The sequence below is a fragment of the Roseateles sp. DB2 genome (genome assembly GCF_051857535.1).
GTDB lineage: Bacteria > Pseudomonadota > Gammaproteobacteria > Burkholderiales > Burkholderiaceae_C > Roseateles_B.
The window spans coordinates 367141-392322 of record NZ_JBPZGY010000001.1 but is presented as its reverse complement, the minus strand read 5'-3'; the positions used below and the strand labels follow the sequence as shown (position 1 = coordinate 392322).

At 68.4% G+C, this 25182-nt stretch carries 20 protein-coding genes; 15 read left to right on the top strand and 5 right to left on the bottom strand.

Annotated elements, in window-relative coordinates; translation table 11 throughout:
• Positions 1–91: 91 nt before the first annotated feature.
• Positions 92–985: a LysR family transcriptional regulator gene (locus ACS5PK_RS01680; RefSeq protein WP_439438537.1), complete on the bottom strand. Its 894-nt coding sequence runs from the start codon at positions 983–985 to the stop codon at positions 92–94.
• Positions 986–1102: 117 nt separating this feature from the next.
• Between ACS5PK_RS01680 and ilvD the strand changes: the two genes are divergently transcribed.
• Positions 1103–2782: a dihydroxy-acid dehydratase gene (gene ilvD, locus ACS5PK_RS01675; protein ID WP_439438536.1), complete on the top strand. Its 1680-nt coding sequence runs from the start codon at positions 1103–1105 to the stop codon at positions 2780–2782.
• A gap of 220 nt (positions 2783–3002) precedes the next feature.
• Here ilvD and ACS5PK_RS01670 read toward each other — a convergent pair whose 3' ends face one another.
• Positions 3003–3248, bottom strand: a complete 246-nt coding sequence (locus ACS5PK_RS01670) for a TIGR04438 family Trp-rich protein (RefSeq protein WP_439438535.1) — start codon at positions 3246–3248, stop codon at positions 3003–3005.
• A 163-nt stretch (positions 3249–3411) separates the two neighbouring features.
• Between ACS5PK_RS01670 and ACS5PK_RS01665 the strand changes: the two genes are divergently transcribed.
• The gene (locus ACS5PK_RS01665; protein ID WP_439438534.1) at positions 3412–3717 is read left to right on the top strand and encodes a c-type cytochrome; all 306 of its coding nucleotides are present in this window, start codon (positions 3412–3414) and stop codon (positions 3715–3717) included.
• Positions 3718–4404: 687 nt separating this feature from the next.
• Here the strand turns inward: ACS5PK_RS01665 and acs are convergent.
• Positions 4405–6372: an acetate--CoA ligase gene (gene acs / locus ACS5PK_RS01660; RefSeq protein WP_439438533.1), complete on the bottom strand. Its 1968-nt coding sequence runs from the start codon at positions 6370–6372 to the stop codon at positions 4405–4407.
• Positions 6373–6612: 240 nt separating this feature from the next.
• Here acs and ACS5PK_RS01655 point away from each other — a divergent pair, with 240 nt between their 5' ends.
• The 4 genes from ACS5PK_RS01655 (at position 6613) to ACS5PK_RS01640 (ending at position 12122) form a co-directional block, all read left to right on the top strand.
• Positions 6613–7242, top strand: a complete 630-nt coding sequence (locus ACS5PK_RS01655; protein ID WP_439438532.1) for a TIGR00645 family protein — start codon at positions 6613–6615, stop codon at positions 7240–7242.
• Positions 7243–7542: 300 nt separating this feature from the next.
• Positions 7543–9096: a M4 family metallopeptidase gene (locus ACS5PK_RS01650; RefSeq protein ID WP_439438531.1), complete on the top strand. Its 1554-nt coding sequence runs from the start codon at positions 7543–7545 to the stop codon at positions 9094–9096.
• A gap of 131 nt (positions 9097–9227) precedes the next feature.
• Complete coding sequence (locus ACS5PK_RS01645; RefSeq protein ID WP_439438530.1) at positions 9228–10769, top strand: fumarate hydratase; 1542 nt, start codon at positions 9228–9230, stop codon at positions 10767–10769.
• A gap of 213 nt (positions 10770–10982) precedes the next feature.
• Positions 10983–12122, top strand: coding sequence for a branched-chain amino acid ABC transporter substrate-binding protein (locus tag ACS5PK_RS01640; RefSeq protein WP_439438529.1), 1140 nt, complete (start codon positions 10983–10985; stop codon positions 12120–12122).
• Positions 12123–12201: 79 nt separating this feature from the next.
• Here the strand turns inward: ACS5PK_RS01640 and ACS5PK_RS01635 are convergent, their stop codons facing one another.
• Together ACS5PK_RS01635 and ACS5PK_RS01630 are read right to left on the bottom strand one after the other, a co-directional pair.
• Positions 12202–13470: a mechanosensitive ion channel family protein gene (locus tag ACS5PK_RS01635; RefSeq protein ID WP_439438528.1), complete on the bottom strand. Its 1269-nt coding sequence runs from the start codon at positions 13468–13470 to the stop codon at positions 12202–12204.
• A 169-nt stretch (positions 13471–13639) separates the two neighbouring features.
• Positions 13640–14575 carry a histone deacetylase family protein gene (locus tag ACS5PK_RS01630; protein ID WP_439438527.1) on the bottom strand — a complete coding sequence of 312 codons (936 nt, stop codon included), beginning with the start codon at positions 14573–14575 and terminating at the stop codon, positions 13640–13642.
• A 73-nt stretch (positions 14576–14648) separates the two neighbouring features.
• Here ACS5PK_RS01630 and ACS5PK_RS01625 point away from each other — a divergent pair, with 73 nt between their 5' ends.
• The 9 genes from ACS5PK_RS01625 to ACS5PK_RS01585 all read left to right on the top strand — a co-directional run bounded on the left by ACS5PK_RS01625 (position 14649) and on the right by ACS5PK_RS01585 (position 25177).
• Positions 14649–15587: an AAA family ATPase gene (locus ACS5PK_RS01625; RefSeq protein ID WP_439438526.1), complete on the top strand. Its 939-nt coding sequence runs from the start codon at positions 14649–14651 to the stop codon at positions 15585–15587.
• A gap of 6 nt (positions 15588–15593) precedes the next feature.
• Complete coding sequence (locus ACS5PK_RS01620; RefSeq protein WP_439438525.1) at positions 15594–16619, top strand: DUF58 domain-containing protein; 1026 nt, start codon at positions 15594–15596, stop codon at positions 16617–16619.
• On the top strand, positions 16616–18697 hold the full coding sequence (locus tag ACS5PK_RS01615) for a transglutaminaseTgpA domain-containing protein (RefSeq protein WP_439438524.1): 2082 nt from the start codon (positions 16616–16618) through the stop codon (positions 18695–18697). The genes ACS5PK_RS01620 and ACS5PK_RS01615 overlap by 4 nt, the downstream gene beginning before the upstream one ends.
• 180 nt (positions 18698–18877) lie before the next feature.
• Positions 18878–19273, top strand: coding sequence for a hypothetical protein (locus ACS5PK_RS01610; protein ID WP_439438523.1), 396 nt, complete (start codon positions 18878–18880; stop codon positions 19271–19273).
• 140 nt (positions 19274–19413) lie between these two features.
• Positions 19414–20769, top strand: coding sequence for a Gfo/Idh/MocA family protein (locus ACS5PK_RS01605; RefSeq protein WP_439438522.1), 1356 nt, complete (start codon positions 19414–19416; stop codon positions 20767–20769).
• A gap of 105 nt (positions 20770–20874) precedes the next feature.
• Positions 20875–21684, top strand: a complete 810-nt coding sequence (locus ACS5PK_RS01600) for a hypothetical protein (protein ID WP_439438521.1) — start codon at positions 20875–20877, stop codon at positions 21682–21684.
• A gap of 135 nt (positions 21685–21819) precedes the next feature.
• Positions 21820–22479, top strand: a complete 660-nt coding sequence (locus ACS5PK_RS01595; protein ID WP_439438520.1) for a hypothetical protein — start codon at positions 21820–21822, stop codon at positions 22477–22479.
• Positions 22480–22712: 233 nt separating this feature from the next.
• Positions 22713–23915 carry a lytic murein transglycosylase B gene (gene mltB / locus ACS5PK_RS01590; RefSeq protein ID WP_439438694.1) on the top strand — a complete coding sequence of 401 codons (1203 nt, stop codon included), beginning with the start codon at positions 22713–22715 and terminating at the stop codon, positions 23913–23915.
• A gap of 92 nt (positions 23916–24007) precedes the next feature.
• Positions 24008–25177, top strand: a complete 1170-nt coding sequence (locus tag ACS5PK_RS01585; RefSeq protein ID WP_439438519.1) for a diguanylate cyclase — start codon at positions 24008–24010, stop codon at positions 25175–25177.
• Positions 25178–25182 lie beyond the last annotated feature (5 nt).

Here is a 25182-nt window from a genome sequence, read left to right as displayed (position 1 = left end):
CGAAGGGGCTGCCCACGACGGCAGGCGCACGCCTGCGGGGCGCTGCTCGCCCGAACGCGCATTCTGCGGTGTCGGCCGGCATGACTTCCGGTCATTTCGACTCGGGATTTGCCCGCAAGGCCTGCCGCACATGGGCCACGAAACCGGCCACCACCGGCGCAGCCGGCGCCTGCCAGATCAAGCGTGTCTCGCAGCGCGGCAGCCCAGACATGCGCAGCGCCCGGTAGCTCACGCCCGCGCGCTGCAGGGCCATCACGGAGCGCGGCACCCAGGCCACGCCCATGCCCGAGGACACCAGGTTGACGATGGTCTGCATCTGGATGGCCTCCTGCGCTACCTCCACTCGCCGGCCCTGGGCCGCATAGAAGGCCAGCACCGCGTCATGCAGCGAAGGCGCGATCTCGCGCGGAAAGATGATCAGCGGAGCCTCCAGCAGGACCTTGGCCGCCAGAGCGCCAACCCCCTCGGCATGCGCCAGCACCATGGGTTCCTCGGACAGGCGCAGGGTCTCGAAACCCGCGGGGGCGGCGCCCGGCGCATGGATCACGAAGCCGGCATCCAGTTCATCCCGCTCGAAGGCCTCCAGCTGCACGTCCAGCGTGGCCTCTCGCAATTGCAGCGCCACCTCGGGAAAGCGCTCACGGAACTGCCGCAGCCACTGCGGCATCTCCCCATAGCCTACGGTGGAGACAAAGCCCAGCCGCAGACGGCCGCTGATGCCTGCCGCAGCCGAACGCGCCGTGGCGGGCAGCGCCTCTGCCTGGGCGAGCAGCGCCTCGGCCTGCGGCAGCAGCGCAGCACCGGCGGCGCTGAGCCGAACGCTGCGACGGCTGCGCTCGAACAGCGTCACGCCCAGGGCCTGCTCCAGCTTCTGCATGGCCAGACTCAGCGGCGGCTGGGTCATGTGAAGGCGCTGGGCAGCGCGGCCGAAGTGCAGCTCACGGGCCAGGACGCAGAACTGGCGCCAGGTACGGAGTTCGATCATTGATACATCCCACAAATCAATTCATGGCTGGATATATATTGGACACGATATCCCTCCATGCTGATACTGGCGCCAGCCTCGGCCGCCCTGCGGCCTCCCCACACCGGAGACTTCCCAATGAGCTACAACCGCCGTTCCAAGAACATCACTGAAGGCGTGGCCCGCGCGCCCAACCGCTCCATGTACTACGGCCTGGGCTACAAGGAGGAGGACTTCGGCAAGCCCATGATCGGCGTGGCCAACGGTCATTCCACCATCACCCCCTGCAACAGCGGCTTGCAGCGTCTGGCCGATGCCGCCGTCGAGGGACTGAAAGCCGCGGGCGCCAATCCTCAGATCTTCGGCACGCCCACCATCAGCGACGGCATGGCCATGGGCACCGAAGGCATGAAGTACAGCCTGGTCTCGCGCGAGGTCATCTCCGACTGCGTCGAGACCTGCGTGGGCGGCCAGTGGATGGACGGCGTGATCGTCATCGGCGGCTGCGACAAGAACATGCCCGGCGGCATGATGGGCATGCTGCGCGCCAACGTGCCTTCGCTGTACGTCTACGGCGGCACCATCCTGCCCGGCAAGTACAAGGGCCAGGACCTCAACATCGTCAGCGTCTTCGAAGCCGTGGGCCAGTTCTCGGCCGGCAAGATGGACGAGCGCGACTTCTGCGAGATCGAGAAACGCGCCATCCCCGGCAGCGGTTCCTGCGGCGGCATGTACACCGCCAACACCATGAGTTCCTCCTTCGAGGCGCTGGGCATGAGCCTGCCCTACTCCTCCACCATGGCCAATGTCGAGGACGAGGTCGTGGAGAACGTCAAGAAGGCGGCAGCCCTCCTGGTGGAGGCGGTCAAGAAGGACCTGAAGCCGCGCGACATCGTCACCAAGAAGGCCATCGAGAACGCCGTGGCCGTCATCCTGGCCACAGGCGGCTCGACCAATGCAGTGCTGCACTACCTGGCCATCGCCCACGCCGCCGAGGTGGACTGGACCATCGACGACTTCGAACGCATGCGCAAGAAGGTGCCCGTGCTGTGCAATCTCAAGCCCAGCGGCCAGTATCTGGCCATCGACCTGCACCGCGCGGGGGGCATTCCCGCCGTGATGAAGGAGCTGCTCAAGCACGGCATGATCCATGGCGGCGCCATGACCATCACCGGCAAGACCGTCGCCGAGAATCTGGCGGATGTGCCGGACCTCTCCCCTGCGCAGGACGTGATCCGCCCTGTCAGCAATCCGCTCTATGCCGAAGGCCATCTGGCCATCCTGAAGGGCAATCTCTCGCCCGAGGGCGCCGTGGCCAAGATCACCGGCCTCAAGAACCCGGTCATCACCGGCCCGGCCCGCGTCTTCGACGATGAGCAGTCCGCGCTGGCTGCCATCATGGCCGGCCAGATCCGGGCTGGCGACGTGATGGTGCTGCGCTACCTGGGCCCCAAGGGCGGCCCAGGCATGCCCGAGATGCTCGCCCCCACAGGTGCCCTCATCGGCCAAGGCCTGGGAGAAAGCGTGGGCCTGATCACCGACGGTCGCTTTTCCGGGGGCACCTGGGGCATGGTGGTCGGCCACGTGGCGCCCGAGGCCTATGAAGGCGGCACCATCGCCCTGGTTCAGGAGGGCGACAGCATCACCATTGACGCCCATCAGTTGCTGCTACAGCTGCATGTGAGTGACGAGGAGCTGGCTCGCCGACGTGCAGGCTGGACCCAGCCAGCGCCGCGCTACACCCGAGGCGTGCTGGCCAAATTCGCCCGCAGTGCGGCTAGCGCCAGTGCCGGCGCGGTGCTGGACAAATTCGACTGACCGCTACAGCGCCCTGGTCCCCGCAAGGGGCCCGCATGGTCAGAGGCCCTGCCGGACGCGAAGCCGGCAGGGCCTCTGAGCTTGATGACGGAGAAAGCCTCTGCCCGCGCCAAAGGCCAAGGCATGGCGCTGCATTCACGACGGCGCCGCGCGCCGGAAGCTGCCGAGGTGCAGTCCAAGGCGCATGCCAGGGGCGACGGCCCACCGGCCCCGGGAATGTTCAGTGCCGTTGCCCGGGCTTGTCGCGGCCCAGTGCTTCCATGGCGCGTTGGCGGCGCTTGCGCTGGCGCTCTTCCAACCGGTCCATGGCCTTGCGCTGCGTGTAGCCGCTGCCATCTGCCCAGACCCACCAGACCACCGCCAGCGCAAAGGGGCTCAGCACGGCGATCCAGCTCCAGCCGGCCACGAAGCCGACATCGCCGATCTTCAGCAAGATCAGCAGCACGCCCAGACCAACAAACCACATGGACGGATTCCTTTCTTTGTCTTTGACCCCACACAAGACGGACACACCTGCTGCGTGGGACGGCGCCCCGTAGAATGAGTTGCGCCGGTTCTGGTCTCACTGTAGAGCAGTTTGAGGCCAGGGCCATGCCCCCAATCCCTGCCGCTTGTTTCGAGAGGAACCCATGAAGTCCAAGCTGATCGCTGTCGCTGCCCTGGCCGCCGTCTTCACCGCCCCCGCCTTTGCCAATCAGGAGCTGGCCCAGAAGAAGAACTGCATGACCTGCCATGCCATTGACAAGAAGGTCGTGGGGCCGGCCTACAAGGAAGTGGCCGCCAAGTACGCCAAGGACAAGGACGCCGTGAAGAAGCTGTCCGAGAAGATCATCAAGGGCGGCTCCGGCGCATGGGGCCCCGTGCCCATGCCCGCCAATGCCGTCACCCCCGCTGAGGCCGAGACGCTGGCCAAGTGGGTCCTCACGGTGAAGTGATCCCCCCCTACGCGCTTCGCGCGCCCCCCCAGGGGGGCACTCACGACGGACCGGCGGAGCCGGATCCGCGTGAGTCGCTCTTGGCGAAAAGGCCCGGCTGCTGCGCAGCGGGCCTTTTCTTTTTTCGGGGGCGGGTGGCTTGTTGGGTGGTGTATGCCGCTCCTGTACAGGGACCACGTCCACGTCCACGTCCAAGTCCACGTCCACACACCAGGGCGGCTGGGTCTCGCGAGCGCAGCGTGGTGCGCACTTTCGTGTGACGGCATCGGCAAAGTACCTTGTTGTCTCGCTCGGTCTCAGCCCCGCCCGTGGCCGGGCGCCTTGTGGGGTGCCGAGGAGCGCAGGGGTCTGGAGCTGCGCGCGTGAGCGCGCTTCCATGTCTGACTGGGCGCGTTTGTCTGAGCGCAATGAGCGCAGCGAATGGAGCGAGTTACGCGCCCGCTCCGGACGCCGAGCACCACAGGGGAGCCGGCCTGCAGGGCCGGCCGCCCCACACGAAGCCCGGCCGCGGGCGGGGCTGAGGCCGGGCCGCTCCGCCCTTGGCATGCCGTACGCCCCAAGCGGCAAGCGGCAAGCGGCAAGCGGCAAGCGGCAAGCGGCAGGCAGCAGCCAAGCAACCAGCCACAACAGCACAGCACCAAAGACAAAGGGCCCGCGACTGCGGGCCCTTGCGCAAAGCGACCATGCTCAGTTGGTCTGGGCCAGCTGATCCAGGATGGCTGGGTTCTCCAGCGTGCTGGTGTCCTGCGTGACGGCCTCGCCCTTGGCGACCGAGCGCAGCAGGCGGCGCATGATCTTGCCGGAGCGGGTCTTGGGCAGGTTGTCACCGAAGCGAATGTCCTTGGGCTTGGCGATAGGGCCGATCTCCTTGGCCACCCAGTTACGCAGCTCGTTGGCGATCTTCTTGGCTTCCTCGCCTGTGGGACGCGGACGCTTCAGCACCACGAAGGCGCAGATGGCCTCGCCCGTGGTCTCGTCGGGGCGGCCCACGACCGCAGCCTCGGCCACCAGCTCGGTGCAGCTCACGAGCGCCGACTCAATCTCCATCGTGCCCATGCGGTGGCCCGAGACGTTCAGCACGTCGTCGATGCGGCCGGTGATGGTGAAGTAGCCGGTCTTGGCGTCACGAATGGCGCCGTCACCCGCCAGGTAGTAGCCCTTGAGCTCGGACGGGTAGTAGCTCTTCACGAAGCGGTCCGCGTCGCCCCAGATGGTGCGGATCATGGAGGGCCAGGGCTTCTTGACCACCAGGATGCCGCCCTGGCCGTTGGGCACGTCATTGCCCAGCTCGTCCACGATGGCGGCCTGGATGCCCGGGAAGGGCAAGGTGCAGGAGCCCGGCACCAGGGGCGTGACGCCCGGCAGCGGCGTGATCATGTGGCCGCCGGTCTCGGTCTGCCAGAAGGTGTCCACGATGGGGCAGCGGCCGCCGCCCACATGCTGGTGGTACCACTCCCAGGCTGCCGGGTTGATGGGCTCGCCCACCGAGCCCAGCAGGCGCAGGCTGCTCAGGTCGTACTGCTTGGGGTGCACGGCCTCGTTGGTCTCGGCGGCCTTGATCAGAGAACGGATGGCGGTCGGCGCCGTGTAGAAGATGCTGACCTTGTGCTTCTGGATCATCTGCCAGAAGCGGCCGGCGTCCGGGAAGGTGGGAACGCCCTCGAAGACGATCTCGGTGCCGCCCAGAGCCAGCGGGCCGTAGGTGATGTAGGTGTGGCCGGTGACCCAGCCGATGTCGGCCGTGCACCAGAAGATGTCGTCCGGCTTGAGGTCGAAGGTCCACTTGGTGGTCAGGGCCGCATGCAGCAGATAGCCGCCGCTGCTGTGCTGCACGCCCTTGGGCTTGCCGGTGGAGCCGGAGGTGTAGAGCAGGAACAGCGGATGCTCGGCGCCCACCCACTCGGGCTCGCACTGGGTGGGCTGGCCATCCAGGGCCTCGTGCAGCCACTGGTCGCGGCCAGCCGTCCAGCCGATGGCGCCACCAGTGCGCTGGTAGACGATCACGTCCTTCAGCGTGGGGCAGGCATTGTCGGCCAGGGCCTCGTCGACGATGGACTTCAGGGGCAGGTGCTTGCCGCCGCGCACCTGCTCGTCCGCGGTGATCAGCAGCACGGCGCCGGCATCCTGGATGCGGTCACGCAGGGACTGGGCCGAGAAGCCACCGAACACCACCGAGTGCGTGGCGCCGATGCGCGCGCAGGCCTGCATGGCCGCCACACCCTCGACCGACATGGGCATGTAGATGACCACGCGATCGCCCTTCTTCACGCCGCGCGCCTTCAGCGCATTGGCCAGTTGCGAGACCCGGGCCAGCAGCTCGCTATAGCTCACGCGGGTCACGGCGCCGTCGTCGGCTTCGAAGATCAGGGCGGTCTTGTCACCCAGGCCACGCTCGATATTGCGGTCCAGGCAGTTGTAGGAGACGTTCAGCGTGCCGTCCTCGAACCACTTGAAGAACGGCGCCTGGCTGTCGTCCAGGGTCTTGGTGAAAGGCGTCTTCCAGGTGATCAGCTCGCGGGCCAGGCGGGCCCAGTAGCCGGCGTAGTCGGTCTCGGCCTCCTTGCACAGGGCCTCGTAGGCGGCCATGCCGGACACATGCGCGGCTCGGGCAGCGGCCTCGTTGGGGTGGTAAAGCGTCGTCTCCGTAGTGCTCATGGCTTTGATCTCCTTGGCGGATGCGGGCGCATCCCATCATTTTTTGCGCTGCACCAACTGTGCTTTTCGTCACTGACGACGCGCTGACTCTTATAGAAGTGTTCTCGGGCATTGTGCCGCCCGGCCGGATCCCCGCCTGGCAGCAAGGCGCTTGGGCGCTTGGGCGCTTCACAATGCGCCCGACATCGTCTCACTAGAATCGGCGCCAGTCCCACCTGGAAGTTACCAATGAGTTCCCAAATGAATCGCAAGCTGGGCCCCCTGCCCGCCCTGATGTTCGGCAGCCGCTGGCTGCAACTGCCCCTGTACCTGGGCCTGATCCTGGCGCAGGCGGTCTATGTGTTCCAGTTCTGGACCGAGCTGGTCCATCTGATCGAGGCCGCCTTCGGCCACCAGGAAGCCCTGGTGACGCTGGTGAAGAGCATCGGCTACAAGGCCGCGGCCATCAAGGACACCAGCGGTGCCGTCATTGGCTACGAGCCCATCGCCAAGCTCAACGAAACCATCATCATGCTGGTCGTGCTCGGCCTGATTGACGTGGTGATGATCTCCAACCTGCTGATCATGGTGATCGTGGGCGGCTATGAAACCTTCGTGTCCCGCATGAACCTGGAAGGCCACCCGGACCAGCCCGAGTGGCTCAGCCATGTGAACGCCTCGGTGCTGAAGGTGAAGCTGGCGACGGCCATCATCGGGATCTCGTCCATCCACCTGCTCAAGACCTTCATCAACGCTGACAACTACAGCGAGAAGACCTTGATGTGGCAGACGCTGATCCACATCGCCTTCCTGCTCTCCGCCATGGCCATCGCCTACACGGACAAGCTGCTGGCCAGCGCCCATGGCAGCGGCGAGGCCCAGGGGCACTGAGCCGGTACGCCACTTCCGCCGCATTGCCAGGGGCCCCTCGACGGGCCCCTTTTTCATGCGACAGAGGAACCCTCATCGGCGGCGCCGTGCTGCCTCCCTCTCCTCTGGGAAGCCCCTGGGCACGGGCATCGTGAGCCCGCAGCCGTCACGTCCGGTGACCGGGACACGGGATGGCGAATCGCCCCCACCAGGCGTACAAGCACAGGGCTGCGGCGCGGTCCAGAAGGCCGCGCCAGCAGGCCCTGCGCCGTGCGCTGCTGGCGGCGGCCGCATTCATTGCACTCAACCGGGACGCAAGACATGAAGCACCTCCACCTCCATGCCCTCACCCTGGCCCTGGCCGCACTGGGCATGGCCCAGACGGCCGTCGCCGCCCCTGCGGACGCAGCGGCCCAGGCCCGCTCGCACATCGCTGCCTATCCGGGCCTGTCCCTGCACGGCGAGGGCCAAGCCTACGGGATACGCGACCTGCTCATGGACGCCGACGGCAGCACCCACACCCGCTTCGACCGCAGCTACCGCGGCCTGCGCGTGATCGGCGGCGACCTGGTGGTGCATGCGGACCGCCAGGGCCAGCTCAAGTCCATGTCCCGCACCCTGCAGCATGCGATCCAGCTGCCCGCCACTGCCAGCCTCAAGGCACCGGATGCCACCGCAAGCGCCCTCGCCCAGCATCCCGGCCTCGCCGCCGAGGGTCGTCCTGAACTGGTGGTCTATGCGCGCGGCCAGGCGCCCGCGCTGGCTTACGAGGTACGGCTGAGCGGTCAGCGCGCGGACGGCACGCCCAGCGAGATGCATGTGATCGTCGACGCCATCTCCGGCGTCAGGCTCGACGCCTGGGACGACATCCACACCGGCGCCGCCAACGGCAGCGGCCGTGGCTTCTTCAACGGCACCGTGGCCCTGGTGACCAACACGACATCCAGCGGCTACGAGCTCAAGGACCCCTCGCGCGGCGGCCAGTACACCGTCGACATGGGGAACAAGCAGGGCGGCAGGGGCAGCATCTTCACCGACGCCGACAACAGCTGGGGCGACGGCAGCCTGGCCAACCGCCAGACCGTGGGCGTTGATGCCCAGTACGGCACAGCCGTGACCTGGGACTACTTCAAGAACGTGCATGGCCGCAGCGGCATCGCCAATGACGGCAAGGGCGCCTACAACCGCGTCCACTATGGCCGCAACTACAACAATGCCTTCTGGTCCGACTCCTGCTTCTGCATGACCTACGGCGATGGCGACGGCAGCACCTTCAACCCCTTCGACTCGCTCGACGTGGCGGGCCATGAGATGACCCACGGCGTCACCAGCCGCACCGCCAACCTCACCTACTCCGGCGAGTCCGGCGGCCTCAACGAGGGCACCAGCGACATCTTCGGCACCGCCGTCGAGTTCTACGCCGCCAACGCCAACGACCCGGGCGACTACCTGATCGGCGAAAAGCTCTACAAGAGCGGTGGCAAATCCCTGCGCTCCATGATCCAGCCCAGCAGCGACGGCGCTTCAGCGGATTGCTGGTACAGCACCGTGGGCAGCCTGGACGTGCACTACTCCTCCGGCGTGGCCAACCACTTCTTCTACCTCCTGGCCGAGGGTACGAATGCAGGCAGCCCCAGCAAGACCTGCAAGGCGGGCGACACCCGCGTCGCCACCGGCACGGGCAGCCTCACCGGCATTGGCCGCGCCAAGGCCGAGAAGATCTGGTACCGCGCGCTGACGGTCTACATGACCTCCAGCACCAACTACGCCGGGGCCCGCAGCGCCACGCTCAGCGCCGCGGCCGACCTCTACGGCGCCGGCTCCGCCGAGGCGAACGCCGTGGCCTCGGCCTGGACGGCCGTCGGGCGGCCCTGAGTCTGGCCCGCCGGGCCGAGGGGTGCCGCGGCATCTCCCGGCCCGGGCTGCGGACGGCTGCCAGGCGTCAAAGGCCCGTCAGCCGCCTGCGGGATAATCCCGCCCAGGTTCACGATCCCGCCTCGAAAGCCATGACGACCACCATCCGCTACGCCGACCTCGTCGACAGCGTCGCCGCCGCCCTGCAGTACATCAGCTACTACCACCCGGCCGACTACATCCAGCACCTGGCCCGCGCCTACGAGCGCGAGCAGAGCCCGGCCGCCAAGGATGCCATCGCCCAGATCCTGACCAACTCGCGCATGTGCGCCGAAGGCAAGCGCCCGATCTGCCAGGACACCGGCATCGTCAACGTCTTCCTGAAGATCGGCATGGACGTGCGCTGGGCCGACTTCCCCGGCTCCATCCAGGACGCCGTCGACGAAGGCGTGCGCCGCGCCTACAACCACCCGGACAACAAGCTGCGCGCCTCCGTGCTGTCCGACCCCATCTTCGACCGCAAGAACACCCGGGACAACACGCCGGCCGTGGTCTTCATGGAAGTCGTGCCCGGCAACACCGTCGACGTGACGGTGGCAGCCAAGGGCGGCGGCTCGGAGAACAAGAGCAAGGTCTACATGCTCAACCCCTCCGACAACATCGTCGACTGGGTGCTCAAGACCGTCCCGACCATGGGCGCCGGCTGGTGCCCGCCGGGCATGCTGGGCATTGGCGTCGGCGGCACGGCCGAGAAGGCCGCGCTGCTGGCCAAGGAAGCCCTGATGGACGACATCGACATGTACGAGCTGCTGCAGCGCGGCCCCCAGAACAAGCTGGAGGAGCTGCGCATCGAGCTGTACGAAAAGGTCAATGCCCTGGGCATAGGTGCGCAGGGCCTGGGCGGCCTGACCACCGTGCTGGACGTCAAGATCAAGACCTACCCCACGCACGCGGCCTCCAAGCCCATCGCGATGATCCCCAACTGCGCGGCCACCCGCCACGCCCACTTCGTGCTGGACGGCTCCGGCCCCAGCTACATCGAGCCGCCCAGCCTGGACCTGTGGCCCGACGTGCACTGGGCCCCGGACTACAACAAGAGCAAGCGCGTGGACCTCAACGCGCTGACGCCCGAGGAAGTGGCCAGCTGGAAGCCCGGCCAGACCTTGCTGCTCAACGGCAAGATGCTCACCGGCCGCGACGCCGCGCACAAGCGCATCCAGGACATGCTGGCCAAGGGCGAGAAGCTGCCCGTGGACTTCACCAACCGCGTCATCTACTACGTGGGCCCGGTCGACCCTGTGCGTGATGAGGTCGTGGGCCCCGCCGGCCCCACCACCGCCACCCGCATGGACAAGTTCACCGAGATGATGCTGGCCCAGACCGGCCTGATCGCCATGATCGGCAAGGCCGAGCGCGGCCCCGTCGCCATCGAGGCCATCAAGAAGCACAAGTCAGCCTACCTGATGGCCGTGGGCGGCTCGGCCTACCTGGTCTCCAAGGCCATCAAGGCGGCCAAGGTCGTGGGCTTCGAGGACCTGGGCATGGAAGCCATCTACGAGTTCGACGTCACCGACATGCCGGTAACGGTGGCCGTGGATGCAGGCGGCACGAGCGCCCACCAGACGGGCCCGGCTGAATGGTCGGAAAAGATCGGGCAAGCCAAGATCGGCAAGATCCCGGTCACGGTGGCCTGATCGGGCTGCCCAGGGAAAACCCCGAAGCCCCGGGGTCCCCAGCAAGGCCGTCGCCCCGCGACGGCCTTTTTCATTGGGTTTTCACTGAGCATTCACCGTGTTCAGGGCTGGGAAATCTCAAGCAATTGCTACAGGAAGTCTCATTCGCGCCACCCACAGGCTTGGCGCACGCGCCAGGCTTTCTAGAATGGCGCAGCTTTCTGAAAGGCCCCCATGATTCAACGCAGAAACCTCCTCATCGCCGGCGGCCTCGCCCCCTTCCTGGGTGCCTGCTCGCGCCTGCCGGACACGGTCAAGATCGGTGTGGCTCAGCCGCTGAGCGGCCCCCTGGCTGCCCTGGGCAAGGACATGCTGGCCGGCGTGCAGCTGGCGGTGAAGGAGCTCAACGAGGCCCACTTCTCCGTGAAGAACCAGGCCATCACCCTGGAGGTGGTTTCGCGCGATGACAAGTCCGATGCAGCCACCGGCAAGAAGGTGGCCCAGGAGCTGGTGGACGCCGGCGTCGTGGCTGTGATCGGCAACCTGAACTCGGGCGTCAGCATCGAGTCGGCCCCGGTGTATGCCGCCGCCGGAGTTCCGCAGCTGGCCATCTCCACCAATCCCAAGTACACGCAGCTGGGCCTGGCCACCACCCTGCGCCTGGTCGCCAATGATGACCTCCAGGCCAAGGCCATGGCCAGCTATGCGCTGTCCAACCTGAAGGCCGAGCGCTTCGCCCTGGTCGACGACGGCACGCCCTACGGCAAGGCCCTGATCGCCGGTGTCCAGGCCCTGTTCAAGAAGAAGGGCAAGGACGCCGCCCTGGCAGCCTCGCTGGACGCCAAGACCACCGCCTTTGACGACCTGATCGCCAAGATGGTGGCCGCCAAGGTCGACGGCGTGATCACCACCCTGGCCGACTTCCAGGTCGAGGCCCTGATCAAGGGCATGGCCAAAGCCGGCCTGCGCGATGCCGTGCTGCTGGGCGGGGACACCATCAAGACCAATCTGCTGCCCAAGATGGACATGCCGATCCGCGCTGTCTACTCCACCTCGCCCGTGATCGAGCCCTACGAGTTCAGCGCTGGCCGCAGCTTCGAAACACGCTTCGCCGCGGCCACCAAGCAGGAAGTCGTCTACGGCGCCCACTACGCCTACGACGCCGTCCACTCCATCACCCTGGCCATGATCCGCGCCGGCAGCGCCGCACCTGCCAAGGTGCTGGCCGCCATGAAGGAGCTGGACCTCCACGGCCCCGTGACCGCCAGCCTGCGCTATGACGCGGCGGGCGAGCAGGCCTTCGGCACCATCAGCGTCTACGCCATCGAGAAGGGCCGCTGGGCCTCGGTGATGCGCACGCGTGACTGGGACTGACGCCTCCACGGCTCCACGGCTCCACGGCTCCAATGCAAACGCGACCCGAGGGTCGCGTTTTTCATGGCTGTCTGCAGGGTCAGGTCTTGCCCTGGTGCACCACCCGCTGCGGATAGGGAATTTCCACGCCCAGGCCGCGCAGCGTGCGCAGGATGCTGAGATTGACCTCCGAGCGCACGCCGCCCTGGCCGTTCTCGGGGTCGCCGATCCAGAAGACCAGGGTCAGCTCCAGGCCGTCCGCCGCAAAGTTGCTCAGTTGCACCGTGGGCTCCGGGTCCTTCAGCACGCGCGGCACCTGGGACACGGCTGTCACCAGGGCGGGCATCACCACGTCCAGATCGGCCGCGTAGTCCACCTGCACGACCGTCGTGATCAGGACCTTGGGATCAGCGAGTGAGGAGTTCTCCACCCGCGTGGTGATCAGGGTCTCGTTGGGAACGATGGCCTCGCGGCCGTTGAGGGCGCGAATGACGGTGTAGCGGGTCTTGATGTCAGAGATGCGGCCCTCGAAGTTATCGACCTTGACCATGTCCCCGATGCGCAGCGAGCGTTCAGCCAGGATCACGAAGCCCGACACATAGTTGGCCGCCAGCTTTTGCAGACCGAAGCCCAGGCCCACGCCGATGGCACCGCCCAGCACGCCCAGGGCGGTGAGGTCGATGCCCGCGGCACTCAGAGCCAGCAGCAGGCCGATGAAGAGCAGCACCGCTCGCGTCAGGTTGACGGCGATCTTGCGCAGCGAGAGGTCCGTCGTGGCATTGCGCAGCAGGCGCCCCTCGATCACGGCGGACAGCCACAGGGCCAGCACCATCACGAAGATGGCGGTCAGGCCGCCCTCGATCATGGCCCGCAGCGTGACCTGGCTGTTGCCCATCTTCCAGGAGATGTTCTCCAGCTCCTCCATCACCGCAGGCAGCAGACCGGTGATCCACAGGATGGAGCCGCCCCAGGCCAGCCAGGACACGCTGCGCTCCAGCAGGCCCACCCAGCGCGACTCCGGCATGGCCGCGCGCAGCACGCGGGCCGTCAGGCGGATCACCACCAGGGACACCAGCACCGGGATGATGAGCTTGAACACCGCCGACTTGATCCCCAGCATGGGCAGGGTCCGCCGCGCGGCAAAGGCCGCCACCAGGGCCAGCACCGGGAAGAGCACGCCATCCACCACATGGTTGCCGAACAGCACCGAGGCCGGGCGGTCCTGCACGAAACGCTGCAGCCGCGAGACGACCAGCCAGGACAGCCCCAGGCAGCCCAGCAGCAAGCCCAACTCCATCAGGGCGGAAGTGGTGGCGAAGGAAGCCAGCAGGCGCTGCACCTCCTCGAAATCAAGGGATTGGGTACTCATGCACTTTCTTCGAAAACAACAAGGGCGGCCCGCAGCCGCCCCATATTCTCAAGCACGAGCCATCACCGCAGATCAAGACAAGGATCAAGCGACACCCCGGGGATCCGGCTTGCCGGCACCACGGATGTACCCCCTCGAGGGACTGACGAAGCCGGTAGGGGGTGGGCCCTCAAACTCCGGTGAGCACGCGAAGGTGCGTGCCCACGCTGCGCGCCAGGGCCCCCAGATGGTAGCCGCCCTCCAGCACCGAGACGATGCGCCCCTGGGCATGCCGCGCAGCGATGTCCTTGATGCGCATCGTGATCCATTCATAGTCGGCCTCGACCAGGCCCAGCTGGCCCAGGTCGTCTTCGCGATGGGCATCGAAGCCGGCCGAGATGAAGATCATCTGCGGACGGAAACGCTCCAGCGCCGGCATCCACATGGCCTCGATCATCTCGCGGATCTCGCCGCCCCGCGTGTAGGCAGGGATGGGCACGTTGACCATGTTCTCGCCCTTGGGCACGGCGCCGCTGTAGGGATAGAGCGGATGCTGGAAGATGCCCACCATCAGCACGCGCTCGTCACCGGCGAGGATGTCCTCCGTGCCGTTGCCGTGGTGCACGTCGAAGTCCACCACGGCCACGCGCTGCAAGCCCCGCACGTCCAGGGCATGCCGCGCGGCGATGGCAATGTTGTTGAAGAAGCAGAAGCCCATGCTCTGGTCCCGCGTGGCATGGTGGCCCGGCGGGCGCACGGCGCAGAAGGCGTTCTCGGCCTGGCGGTCCAGCACGAGGTCGGTGGCCCGCACGGCGGCGCCCGCGGCGCGCAGGGCAGCGCTCCAGGTGTAGGGATTGGCGATGGTGTCCGGGTCTATGGCCTTGCACTCGCCGCTGGCGGCCACGGCCTCCAGCACGTCGCGGATCTCGGTCACATAGCCGTGGGTGTGGGCCAGCTCCACGTCCTTCAGCTCGGCCAGGGGGGCATCGTGGCGGGACAGGGCGATGTCCAGGCCGTTGGCAATGAGCCAGTCATCGATGGCATCCAGGCGTTGCGGGCATTCGGGGTGGCCGGCGCCCATGTCGTGGCGGCGGCAGTCGGGGTGACTGAGGAAGGCGGTGGACATCGCAGGCACTGTCTCCAGGAACTCTTTTGTGGCGCAAGCGACATGCGCGCATTTGCGTTATGGTGCATGGCCTATGCAAGACCTATCCCCCGCCAGCATTGCCCGCCGGTTCGAGGCCCTGTCGCTCCAGATTAGCACGATCATCCGCGGCAAGGCCTTACAGATCGAGGATTGCCTGACCTGCCTCATGGCAGGTGGCCATCTGCTCATCGAGGACCTGCCGGGGGTGGGCAAGACCACCCTGGCGCACACCCTGGCCGTCTCGCTGGGCCTGCGCTATTCGCGGGTTCAGTTCACCGCCGACCTGCTGCCCTCCGACCTCCTCGGCGTGAGCCTCTACGAGCGCGAGCGCGGCGGCTGGCAGTTCCATCCCGGCCCGGTCTTCGCGCAGGTGCTGCTGGCCGACGAGATCAACCGCGCCGGCCCCAAGACCCAGAGCGCCTTGCTGGAGGCCATGGAGGAGCACCAGGTCACAGCCGATGGCCAGACTCATGCCCTGCCCCGGCCCTTCTTCGTGATCGCGACCCAGAATCCCAGCGAGCAGCTGGGCACGCATCCGCTGCCGGAGTCGCAGCTGGACCGCTTCCTCATGCGCATCAGCCTGGGCCTGCCGGACCGCGCCGCCGAGCGCGAGATGCTGCTGGGCCAGGACAGCCGCGAGGCTATCCGCCACCTGCAAGCCCTGATGCAACCCGAGGAGCTGCTGGCCATCCAGGCCCGCATTGCGCAGGTCCATGCCTCGCCGGCCCTGCTGGACTATCTGCAGGCCCTGCTGGGCGCCACGCGGTCCGGCCAGTGGTTCAGCGACGGGCTCTCGCCCCGCGCCGGCCTGGCCCTGCTGCGGGCCGCGCGTGCCCGCGCCCTGCTGCGCGGGCGGGACCACGTCACGCCCGACGACCTGCAGGGCATCCTGGCCCAGACCATCGCCCATCGCCTGCGCCCCAGGCCCGGCAGCGGCCGCGGGGCCGTGGAACAGGTGCGGGCGATGCTGGAAGCCGTGCCCCTGCCCTGAACGGCCATGGCCACGCTCGCAAGCCGCTGGCAGCGATGGTGGAGTGCCCGCCATCCACGCGCCGACACCCATCACCTCACCCAGCGCAATCTCTACATCGTGCCCACGCGGCCGGGCCTGTTCTTCTGCGCCACGCTGGCGGTGCTGCTGCTGGCCTCCATCAACGAGCAGCTGAGCCTGGGCTTCGCCCTGAGCTTCCTGCTGGCCGGCGCCGGCCTGGCCTCCATGCTGGCCACGCATGCCAACCTGCGCGGCCTGGACCTGGACCTGCGCCCGCCCGAGGCCGTGGAGGCCGGCAGCGAGGCCCCGCTGCTGCTGCGCCTGCACAATCCGGGCGCGGCGCGCTACGGCATCGCCCTGACCGCAGACCGCCGCGAGTGGCGCCACTTCCTGAAGTCCGACCCCCTGCGGGGCAGTGCCTGGGCCGACGTCCCGGCCCAGGGGCATGCCCAGGTGCAGGTGGCCCTGCCGGCCCTGCCCCGGGGCCTGCATGCCCTGCCCACCCTGCGCCTGGAAACACGCTTTCCACTGGGCCTGTTCCGCGCCTGGAGCTACTGGCGGCCCGCCAGCGCCCTGCTGGTCTATCCCAAGGCGGAAGCGCTGCCCCCCCCGCTGCCGGCCGGTGCAGGGGAAGGCCAGCGCCTGCCGGCCTCGGCCTCGGGCGCGCGCGGCGGTGACGAAGTCCAGGGCCTGCGCCCCTACCAGCGTGGGGACCGCCCGCGGGACATCCACTGGAAGAAGGCTCTGCCCCAAGGGGACGCCCCGCCGCAGTGGTGGGTACGCGAGCGGCAGCCGCCCCAGGGCCAGGCGCTCTGGCTGCGCTGGGAAGACACGGCGGGGATGGATGAGGAAGCCCGCCTGGCCCGCCTCTGCGCCTGGGTGCGTCTGGCCGACGGCCAGGGCCTGCGCTACGGCCTGCAGCTGCCGAGACTGCACCTGGACCTGGACTGCGGCGACGGCCATCTGCAGGCCTGCCTGCGTGCCCTGGCCCTGCATGGCCTGTCCGAGACCCCGCAGGAGCCGCAGCCATGAGCCCGCAGGAAGGCAAGACCTGGCCCTGGCAGCTCCTGCATTGGCGACCTCCGGGTCGAGAAGCGCGGGACACTTTCTTCCTGCTGGGCCTGATCACCGCCACCCTGCTGCCGCATGCGGACCACCTGCCTGCCTGGTGCCTGGCGCTGGCTGGCCTGGTGCTGGGTTGGCGCGCCTGGCTGGCCGCAAGCAACCGCCCCCTGCCGGGTCGCTGGACTGTGGCCGCCATGCTGGGCGTGGCCGTGCTGTCGAGCTGGCTGCAGTTCCGCACCCTGCTGGGCCGCGAGGCGGGCATCGCCCTGCTGGTCCTGCTGATGGGGCTCAAGACCCTGGAGCTGCGGGCCCGGCGCGACGCCTTCGTGGTGTTCTTCCTGGGTTTTTTCCTGGTTCTCACGCATTTCCTCTATTCCCAGTCACTGCTGACGGCACTGTGGACCCTGGCCTGCACCTGGGGGCTGCTGACCGCCCTGGTGTTGGCCCAGATGCCGCTGGGCCAGCCGCACCTGGCGCTGGCGGCTCGGCAGGCGGCGCGCGTGACACTGCTGGGCCTGCCGGTGATGGTGGCCCTCTTCCTGCTTTTTCCTCGCATCGGGCCGCTGTGGGGCATTCCTGCGGACGGCGTCGGCCGCACCGGCTTGTCCGATCGTCTGCAGTTCGGCGCCATGAGCGAGATCGCCAACGACCAGAGCATCGCGATGCGCCTGCGCGTGCTGGAAGGCCAGGCCGACCCCCGCCAGTGGTATTTCCGTGGCCCCGTCCTGAGCGAGTTCGACGGCCAACTCTGGACCGCGACCGACGAACTGCCCGCAGGCGAGCCGGCCCCGGAGAGTGCGCTGCGCCAGGGCGCCCTGACCGCCCCCCGGCTGCGCTACGAGCTGACCCTGGAACCCCTGCGCATCCGCATCCTGCCCATGCTGGAACTGGATCCGGCCCTGGCGGGCGAGACCCTGCAGCTGGACGAGCTGCGGCTGCTGCTGGACCGTGAGCATGTCTGGCGCTCACGGCGTCCCATCAGCGAGCGCCTGCGCTTCCAGCATGCCGCCCACCCGGCCGCCACGACCCTGCCGCAGCAACTGGGCAGCACCGAGCTGGCCGACTACCTCGCCCTGCCTCCCGGACTGAATCCCCGCAGCCAGGCCTTCGCGCGCGCCCTGTCCCAGCGCCCGGCGCTCGCGGCCCTGGCGGCGCACCAGCGGCCCGCAGCCCTGGCGGAGGCCTTGCTGCAGCACTTGCATGAGCAGCCCTTCAGCTACACGCTGTCTCCCGGGCGCTATGGCGAGCAGAGCCCGCACCTGATCGATGAATTCTGGTTCGACCGCCGCCTGGGCTTTTGCGAGCACTTCGCCAGCGCCTTCGTGGTGATGATGCGAGCCATGGGCGTGCCGGCGCGCATCGTCACGGGCTATCAGGGCGCCGACCCCGAGCCACAGGACGGCTTCTGGGTGATCCGCCAGTCCCAGGCCCACGCCTGGGCCGAGTACTGGGAGGCAGGCAAGGGCTGGGTGCGCGTCGACCCCACGGCGGCGGTGGCGCCCAATCGCATCCAGCGTGGCCTGACCCTGGAGCCGCCGCCCGGCCTGGTGGGCAGCATGCTGGGCACGGTCAGCCCCGACCTCTGGCGCCGCCTGCGCAATACCTGGGAGACGCTGGACAACCGCTGGCAGCAATGGGTGCTGGGCTACACGCGCCAGGACCAGTTCCAACTGCTGAGCAAGCTGGGCTTCAACAGCCCGGACTGGACCGCCCTGGGCCAGCTCGCTGCCGGTCTCATCGCCACGGTGCTGGGTCTGGCCCTGGCCTGGAATGCCTGGCAGAGCCGCCCGCATGACGCCTGGACCCGGCAGCGCCTCCAGGTGCAGCGGGACCTGGCCCGGCTGGGCGTGCGGGTGCCGCTGCACCTGAGCTATGCGCACTGGGCAGCAGCCCTGGAGACAGGCCTGGGGCCGGATGCCCAGGCGGCCGCCGCGCTGCTGCGAGGCTGGGATCTCGACCGTTATGGTGCCCGGCCGAACGGTCCGTCGGCCCCCTGGCGCAGCGCCTGGCGACAGGCCCTGCGTCGCATCGGCCGGCGGCGCTGACGGCGCCCCTGCCCTGCCCCACCCTTTCGGGGGAGGGGCAGGGCAAATCCTGGACGGCATCGCCATGACCGCCTGTTACACTGCCGCCCCATTTCAACAACGATCCGGGAGGAATCCTTGAAATTCGCAACAATTAGCGCCGTGATAGGCGCTCTTGTCCTGAGCGGCTGCGCCTCTGTGATGAACGACAGCACGCACCCGATGAAGGTGGAGACCAAGAGCGAAGCCGGCGAGCTGATCACCGGCGCCGACTGCAAGCTGACCAACGACTACGGCAGCCTCAGCGTCAAGTCGGGTGACACCACCCAGATCCGCCGCTCCGGCAAGGACCTGGACATTCTCTGCAAGCACCCCAGCAATCCTGACGCCACGGCGCGCGCCGTCTCGCGTGCGAATTCGGGCATGTACGGCAACATCATCCTGGGTGGCGGCATCGGCGCCCTGATCGACCACAACAAGGGCACGGCGTACACCTACCCGACCTGGGTGCAGCTGCAGTTCGGCAAGAGCCTGGTCTTCGACCGCTCGACCGAGCAGACAGGCCAGCCGGCCCCGCCGGCCGAAGCCAGCAAGTAAGCAGGCCTCAGGCCCGCGCCAGGGCTCCCTTCGGGAGTCTTTTTCATGCCCGGTCTCCGGGATCGACTCGGTGCCCTCGCGGGCCGGCCGCTGTCATCATGCCTGCCGTCCGCCCTCTCTCCGCCGCCGCGCCTCACATCATGCAAAGACGCCAGTTCCTCCAGTCCACCGCAGCCCTGGGTCTTGCCGCAGGCCTGCCCCGCCACGCCCAGGCAGGCCGGGAGCGGCTGCGCCTGGCCATGATTGGCACGGGATTGCGGGGTCAGGTCTTGCTCAAGGAACTGCTGCGCCGCGAGGACGTGGAGCTGGCAGCGCTGTGCGACATCGAGCCCCTGATGCTGCGCAAGGCCCTGGACCAGTGCCAGAAGGCCGGCCGCCCTCAGCCCCAGGTCTTCGGCCAGGACGGTGACACCCAGGCCTATCAGCGCCTGCTGGCCATGAAGGCGCTGGACGGCGTCATCATCGCCACGCCCTGGGAGTGGCACGCGCCCATGGCCATCGCCGCCATGGAGGCCGGCGTGCCGGTGGGCTGCGAGGTCGTGGCCGGCATCAGCCTGCAGGACCACTGGGACGTGCTCGAGACCCAGCTGCGCACCGGCACGCCCTATATGCTGCTGGAAAACGTCTGCTACCGCCGTGACGTGATGGCCGTGCTGCAGATGGTGCGAGCCGGCCTCTTCGGCGAACTGGTGCACCTGCAGGGCGGCTACCAGCACGACCTGCGCGCCGTGAAGTTCAACAGTGGCGACCCGGCCAAACCCTACGGCGGCGGCGTGGAGTTCGGCGCCAAGGGCTGGTCCGAGGCGCGCTGGCGCACCCAGCACTCGGTGCAGCGCAACGGCGAGCTCTACCCCAGTCACGGCATCGGCCCCTGCGCCATGTACGCCAACATCCATCGCGGCAACCGCTTCACCCGCATCAACAGCTTCGCCAGCAAGGCCCGCGGACTGCAGGACTACGTGAACCGCAAGATGAAGGCCCCGGCCGATCACCCCAGCGCCAGCACCCGCTTCCAGCTTGGCGACGTGGTCACCACCACCCTGGCCTGCGAGAACGGCGAGACCATCCTGCTGCAGCACGACACCTCGCTGCCCCGGCCCTACTCGCTGGGTTTCCGCGTGCAGGGCACGGACGGGCTGTGGATGGACGTCAACCATGCCATCCACATCGAAGGCCGCAGCCCGGCGCACCAGTGGGAGGACTTCCAGGCCTACCAGGACCGCTACGAGCACCCCCTGTGGAAGAAGCATGCGTCGCAGGCCGAAGGTGCGGGGCATGGCGGCATGGACTTCTTCGTGGTCCGGGCCTTCGTCGAGGCACTGAAGGCCCAGGCCCCCATGCCCATCGACATCTACGACGCCGTGGCCTGGAGCGCCATCACGCCGCTGTCGGCGCAGTCCATTGCCGAGGGCTTCAAGACCCTGGACTTCCCCGATTTCACCCGGGGCCTGTGGAAATCGCGCAAGCCGATCTTCGCCTTCAACGACGCCTACTGAGGAGGCCGGGCCCGCGTGAACGCCCGCACATAGCGGCGGCAATGGCCGGCGCGGGCTGACCATGACCGATGGCGCACCGGCGGCGCACCGCCACAATCGCCGCGCATGAAGCCCATCGCCCGCACCCAGCTGATCCAGACCCTGCAGGCGGCCCTGGCCGCCCACCCCGACGTCGATGCCGCGTGGGAAGGCGGCAGCGCGGCCTTCAGCTACCGCGACGAGCTCTCGGACATCGACGCCGTGCTGGTCGTTGCCGACGAGGCGGTCGATCCCGTGTTCGCCGCGGTCGAGGCCGCGCTGGGCGCGCTGTCACCCATTGCCCTGCAGCACGAGATGGCTGGCACCAGCGGCTACCGCCAGCGCTTCTACCGCCTGCGCGACTGCAGCGAATTCCTGGTGCTGGACCTGGTGCTGATCCGGCGCAGCGATCCCCTGCTCTTCCGCGAGGTGGAGCTGCACGGTCACGGCCGGCTCTGGCATGACAGGACCGGCGTGCTGCAAGAAGCGCACCTCGACCCCGAACAGGACCAGGCCGCGGCCCGCGCCCGCATTCCGGTCCTGGCGAGCGCCTTCGAGATGTTCCAGCACATCCCCACCAAGGAGCGCCTGCGCGGCCGCGCCGTCGAGGCCCTGCACTTCTACCAGGCCATGACGGTGCGCCCGCTGATGGAGGCCCTGCGCCTGCTGCACTGCCCCGCCCGCCGCGGCTTCGGCCCGCGCTATCTGGCCCGCGACCTGCCGGCCGAGGTCTGCCGGCGCCTGGAACGCCTGAGCTTCGTGCGCGACCTCGAAGACCTGGCCGAGCAGCACGCCCAGGCCCAGGCCTGGTTCCATGAATGCCTGGCCGTGCTGCGCAGCGAGGGGCCGGGGGCCTGGCAGGCGCTGGCAGCAGACGGGCAGGGCCTGCGCGCTTGAAGTCCAGCGAACCCTGATTAGCACCGCCCTCAGTACGGTCCGGCCATCGCCTGCCGCCGGCAGGGACCCACGCACCATTGCCACTAAAATCGCACGCCCCTATTTCAAGACCAAGCTTTCAGAGGAGGACCCATCATGAAGCTCAAGCCCCTGCTGCCCATCGTCGCCTTGTTGGCGCTCGGCGGCTGCGCCACTGTCAACAAGCAGGCCCTGGACCCCGGCGCGGTGGCCAGGCTCAAGGGCCAGACCCTCGTCCAGACCAAGCGCCCGGCCCCTGACTTCGTTGCGATGACGCCCAGCAAGGCGGCCATCGCTCTCGTCGGCCTGGCCCTGGCTGTCTCCGAAGGCAATGCCATGGTGAGCGGCCATGCGATCCAGGACCCGGCGCAGTCCATCGCCGAGGGCCTTGCCAGCGCCCTCAGCAGCGCGCATGGCACCAAGACCGCAGCCGCGCCCCTGACCGTCTCCGCCCAGGACGCCGCCACGCTCGCCAAGGCCGCCGACGGCAGCGCCCAGTACGTGCTGGACGTCCAGACCACGGGCTGGCAGTTCACCTACTTCCCCACGGATTGGACGCACTACCGCGTGCTGTATTGGGCCAAGGCTCGCTTGATCGATACCACCACCAAGACGACGGTGGCGGAAGGCTTCTGCGAGCGCTTCCCCGAGTCGAACACGGGTGCGCCGAGCTACGACGAGCTGACCGGCAACGGCGCTGCACTGCTCAAGAAGGAGCTGGCCATTGCCGCCGAGGACTGCGTCAAGTCCCTCAAGGCTGAAATGCTGGTGCTCTGAGCACCGCCCGCCGCGCACCCGAGCCGCAAGAGGCCGGTCATTCCCCTTGTCAGGGCTGACCGGCCTTCTTTCTCGGAAGATGCTCTGCAGGCGCCTGTTGAGCATGGCCAGAGCACCCCGGCCGGGCTGCCGGCGCCAGGCCCTTGGGGAACGGAGGGCAGACTATCCCGTATGCTCTGTCCCCCTCCGCCGTCAACGCGCCGCCTGCCGCGGCATCGCCCATCTTGCTGACTCTGCCCGCCCTGCCCCAATCGCTCGTCGCCCTGAGCCTCCTGGCCGCCAGCCTGCTGCTGGCAACACCCGTCTGCCGCGCGCAGGCAGCTGAGCGCCCCTCGGCCACGGCCTCCGCAAGTCCGGCGGCTCCCGCGGTCAGCCGAAAGACGCTCGCCGCGGGCCAGCGCGCCAAGCAGACAGCCAAGGCCAAACCCGCCCGCCACACTAAGGGCGGCACCGCCCCCGGCAGTGCCGACGCCAAGGCCCCGGCCCTGGGCCAGACCGCCGCCGTGCTGGAGTTCGCCGCCGAGCACGCGGCCTCGCTGAACAAGACGCCCGAGCAGATCGCCGCCGTGCTGGCCCAGGCCCGCATCCTGCCCAGCGTGCAGCGGCTGATCATGCCCACGCCCGCCGGCACGGCCAAGGACTGGATGGCCTATCGCGACCGCTTCGTCGAACCCCGGCGCCTGCAGGCCGGCCTGGCCTTCTGGGAGGCCAACGCCGAGGCGCTGGCCCGGGCGGAAGAGAGCTACGGCGTGCCCGCCGAGATCGTGTTGGGCATCATCGGCGTGGAGACCTTCTACGGCCGCATCATGGGCGGCTTCCGTATCCTCGACGCCCTGGCCACGCTGAGCTTCGACTTCCCCACCGGCCGCAGCGACCGCAGTCCCTTCTTCCGCAAGGAACTGCACCAGTTCCTGCTGCTGTGCCAGCGCGACGGCCTGGATCCGCTGGCCCTCAAGGGCTCCTACGCCGGTGCCATGGGCCTGGGCCAGTTCATGCCCGGCAGCTGGATGCGTCATGCCGTGGACTTCGACGGTGACGGCCATGCCGACCTCATCAACAGCCCGGCCGATGCCATCGGTTCCGTGGCCAACTTCCTGGCCCAGCACGGCTGGCAGCGCGCCTTGCCCACCGATTACACGGTGACCGCGCCCACCGGCACGGCCGAGCGCGCCCAGCTGCTGGCGCCTGACGTGCGTCCCAGCTTCACCCCTGCCCAGATGCAGGCCCTGGGCGCCCGGCTCTCCGAAGCCGGGCAGGAGCACACCGGCAAGCTGGCCCTGATCGAGCTGCAGATGGGCGACGCCGCCCCGGTCTACGTGGCCGGCACCGACAACTTCTACGTGCTGACCCGCTACAACCAGTCCGCCTACTACGCCATGGCCGTGATCAGCCTGGGGCGCAAGCTGGGGCAGCTGCGGCGCGCAGGCGCCGACTGAGCGGCGCTGGCGGCCTGCCCGCGCGCCGCCGAGGGACCCCGCGCAGACAGCGCGGCTCAAGGCCCTGCTGGCGGAGAAGGCCGGCACGGTCCATGGCCTTGCCGACCTGGCCTTGCCGACCTGGCGCTGCTCGACGAGGACTGCGTCTTCGTGACGGTACCCATCGAGACGTCGAGGGCCGCAAGAGCATCCAGTCCTTCTGCGAGGCCCGCCGGGTGGCCCCTGGCGCGGCTTTGCATTTCGAATACATGCCGGCCGAACGTTCACACTCGCGCCGCCCGGTGCTGCTGATGACCCGGACACTCGGTCATGCCGACGGCCGACTCCAGGGAGCCGCCACGGCCGTCATCGACCTGGACATCGCGCAGCGCTGGCTGGAGGGGGTCCCCACCGACAGCAACGCCGCGATGGCCTTGCTGGATCGCGAGGGCACGTTGCTGGCGCGCAATCCGCCGCTGCCGGCCTCGCGTGCCAGCGACCCCGCGCTCGCAGCAAATCGCGCAGAGCTGGCGCTGCGAGGACATGGCGTCCTCCAGACGGCCGCCACCGAAGATGGCCGGCTGCGAGTGGCAGGCGTGTCACCCGTCGGCCGGCTGCCTTTTGTCGCAGCGGTGGGCTACGACGTAGAGACCGCCTTGCGAGGCTGGCATTACCGGCGCCTGCAGTTCATGGCCGGCTTCCTTGTGCTCAGCGGCCTGTCCTTTCTTGCCCTGCGCATCTACCTGATCACCCTGGCCCAGCGCGAGAAGCTGCGGCTGCAGGCCAGCACGGACCCGCTGACCGGCGCTGCCAACCGACGGGCATTCCAGCGCAGTGGACAGGCGGAGATCTCCCGTGCGCTGCGCCATGGCCATGCGCTGTCGCTCCTGATGGTGGACATCGACAAGTTCAAGCTCGTCAATGACAGCTGGGGGCATCCCACCGGCGATCGGGTGATCCAGGCCTTGGCCAACACGATCCAGTCCCTCTGTCGCAGCCACGACCTTTGCGGCCGGCTGGGCGGCGAGGAATTCGCGATCCTGCTGCCGCAATCGGACCTGGCAGGCGCCGCGGCCCTGGCGGAGCGCCTGCGGGTGGCGGTGGAAGGCATGGCAGACGTCCGTTCCGACAACGGCCAGGAGGTCCGCTTCACCATCAGCCTGGGGGCAAGCACCCTGCATGGGCAGGACGACAGCCTGGATGCGCTGCTGCAGCGCGCCGACCGGGCGCTGTACCAGGCCAAGGAGGCCGGACGCAATCGCGTGGTGCTGGAGCAGGCCTGATCAGG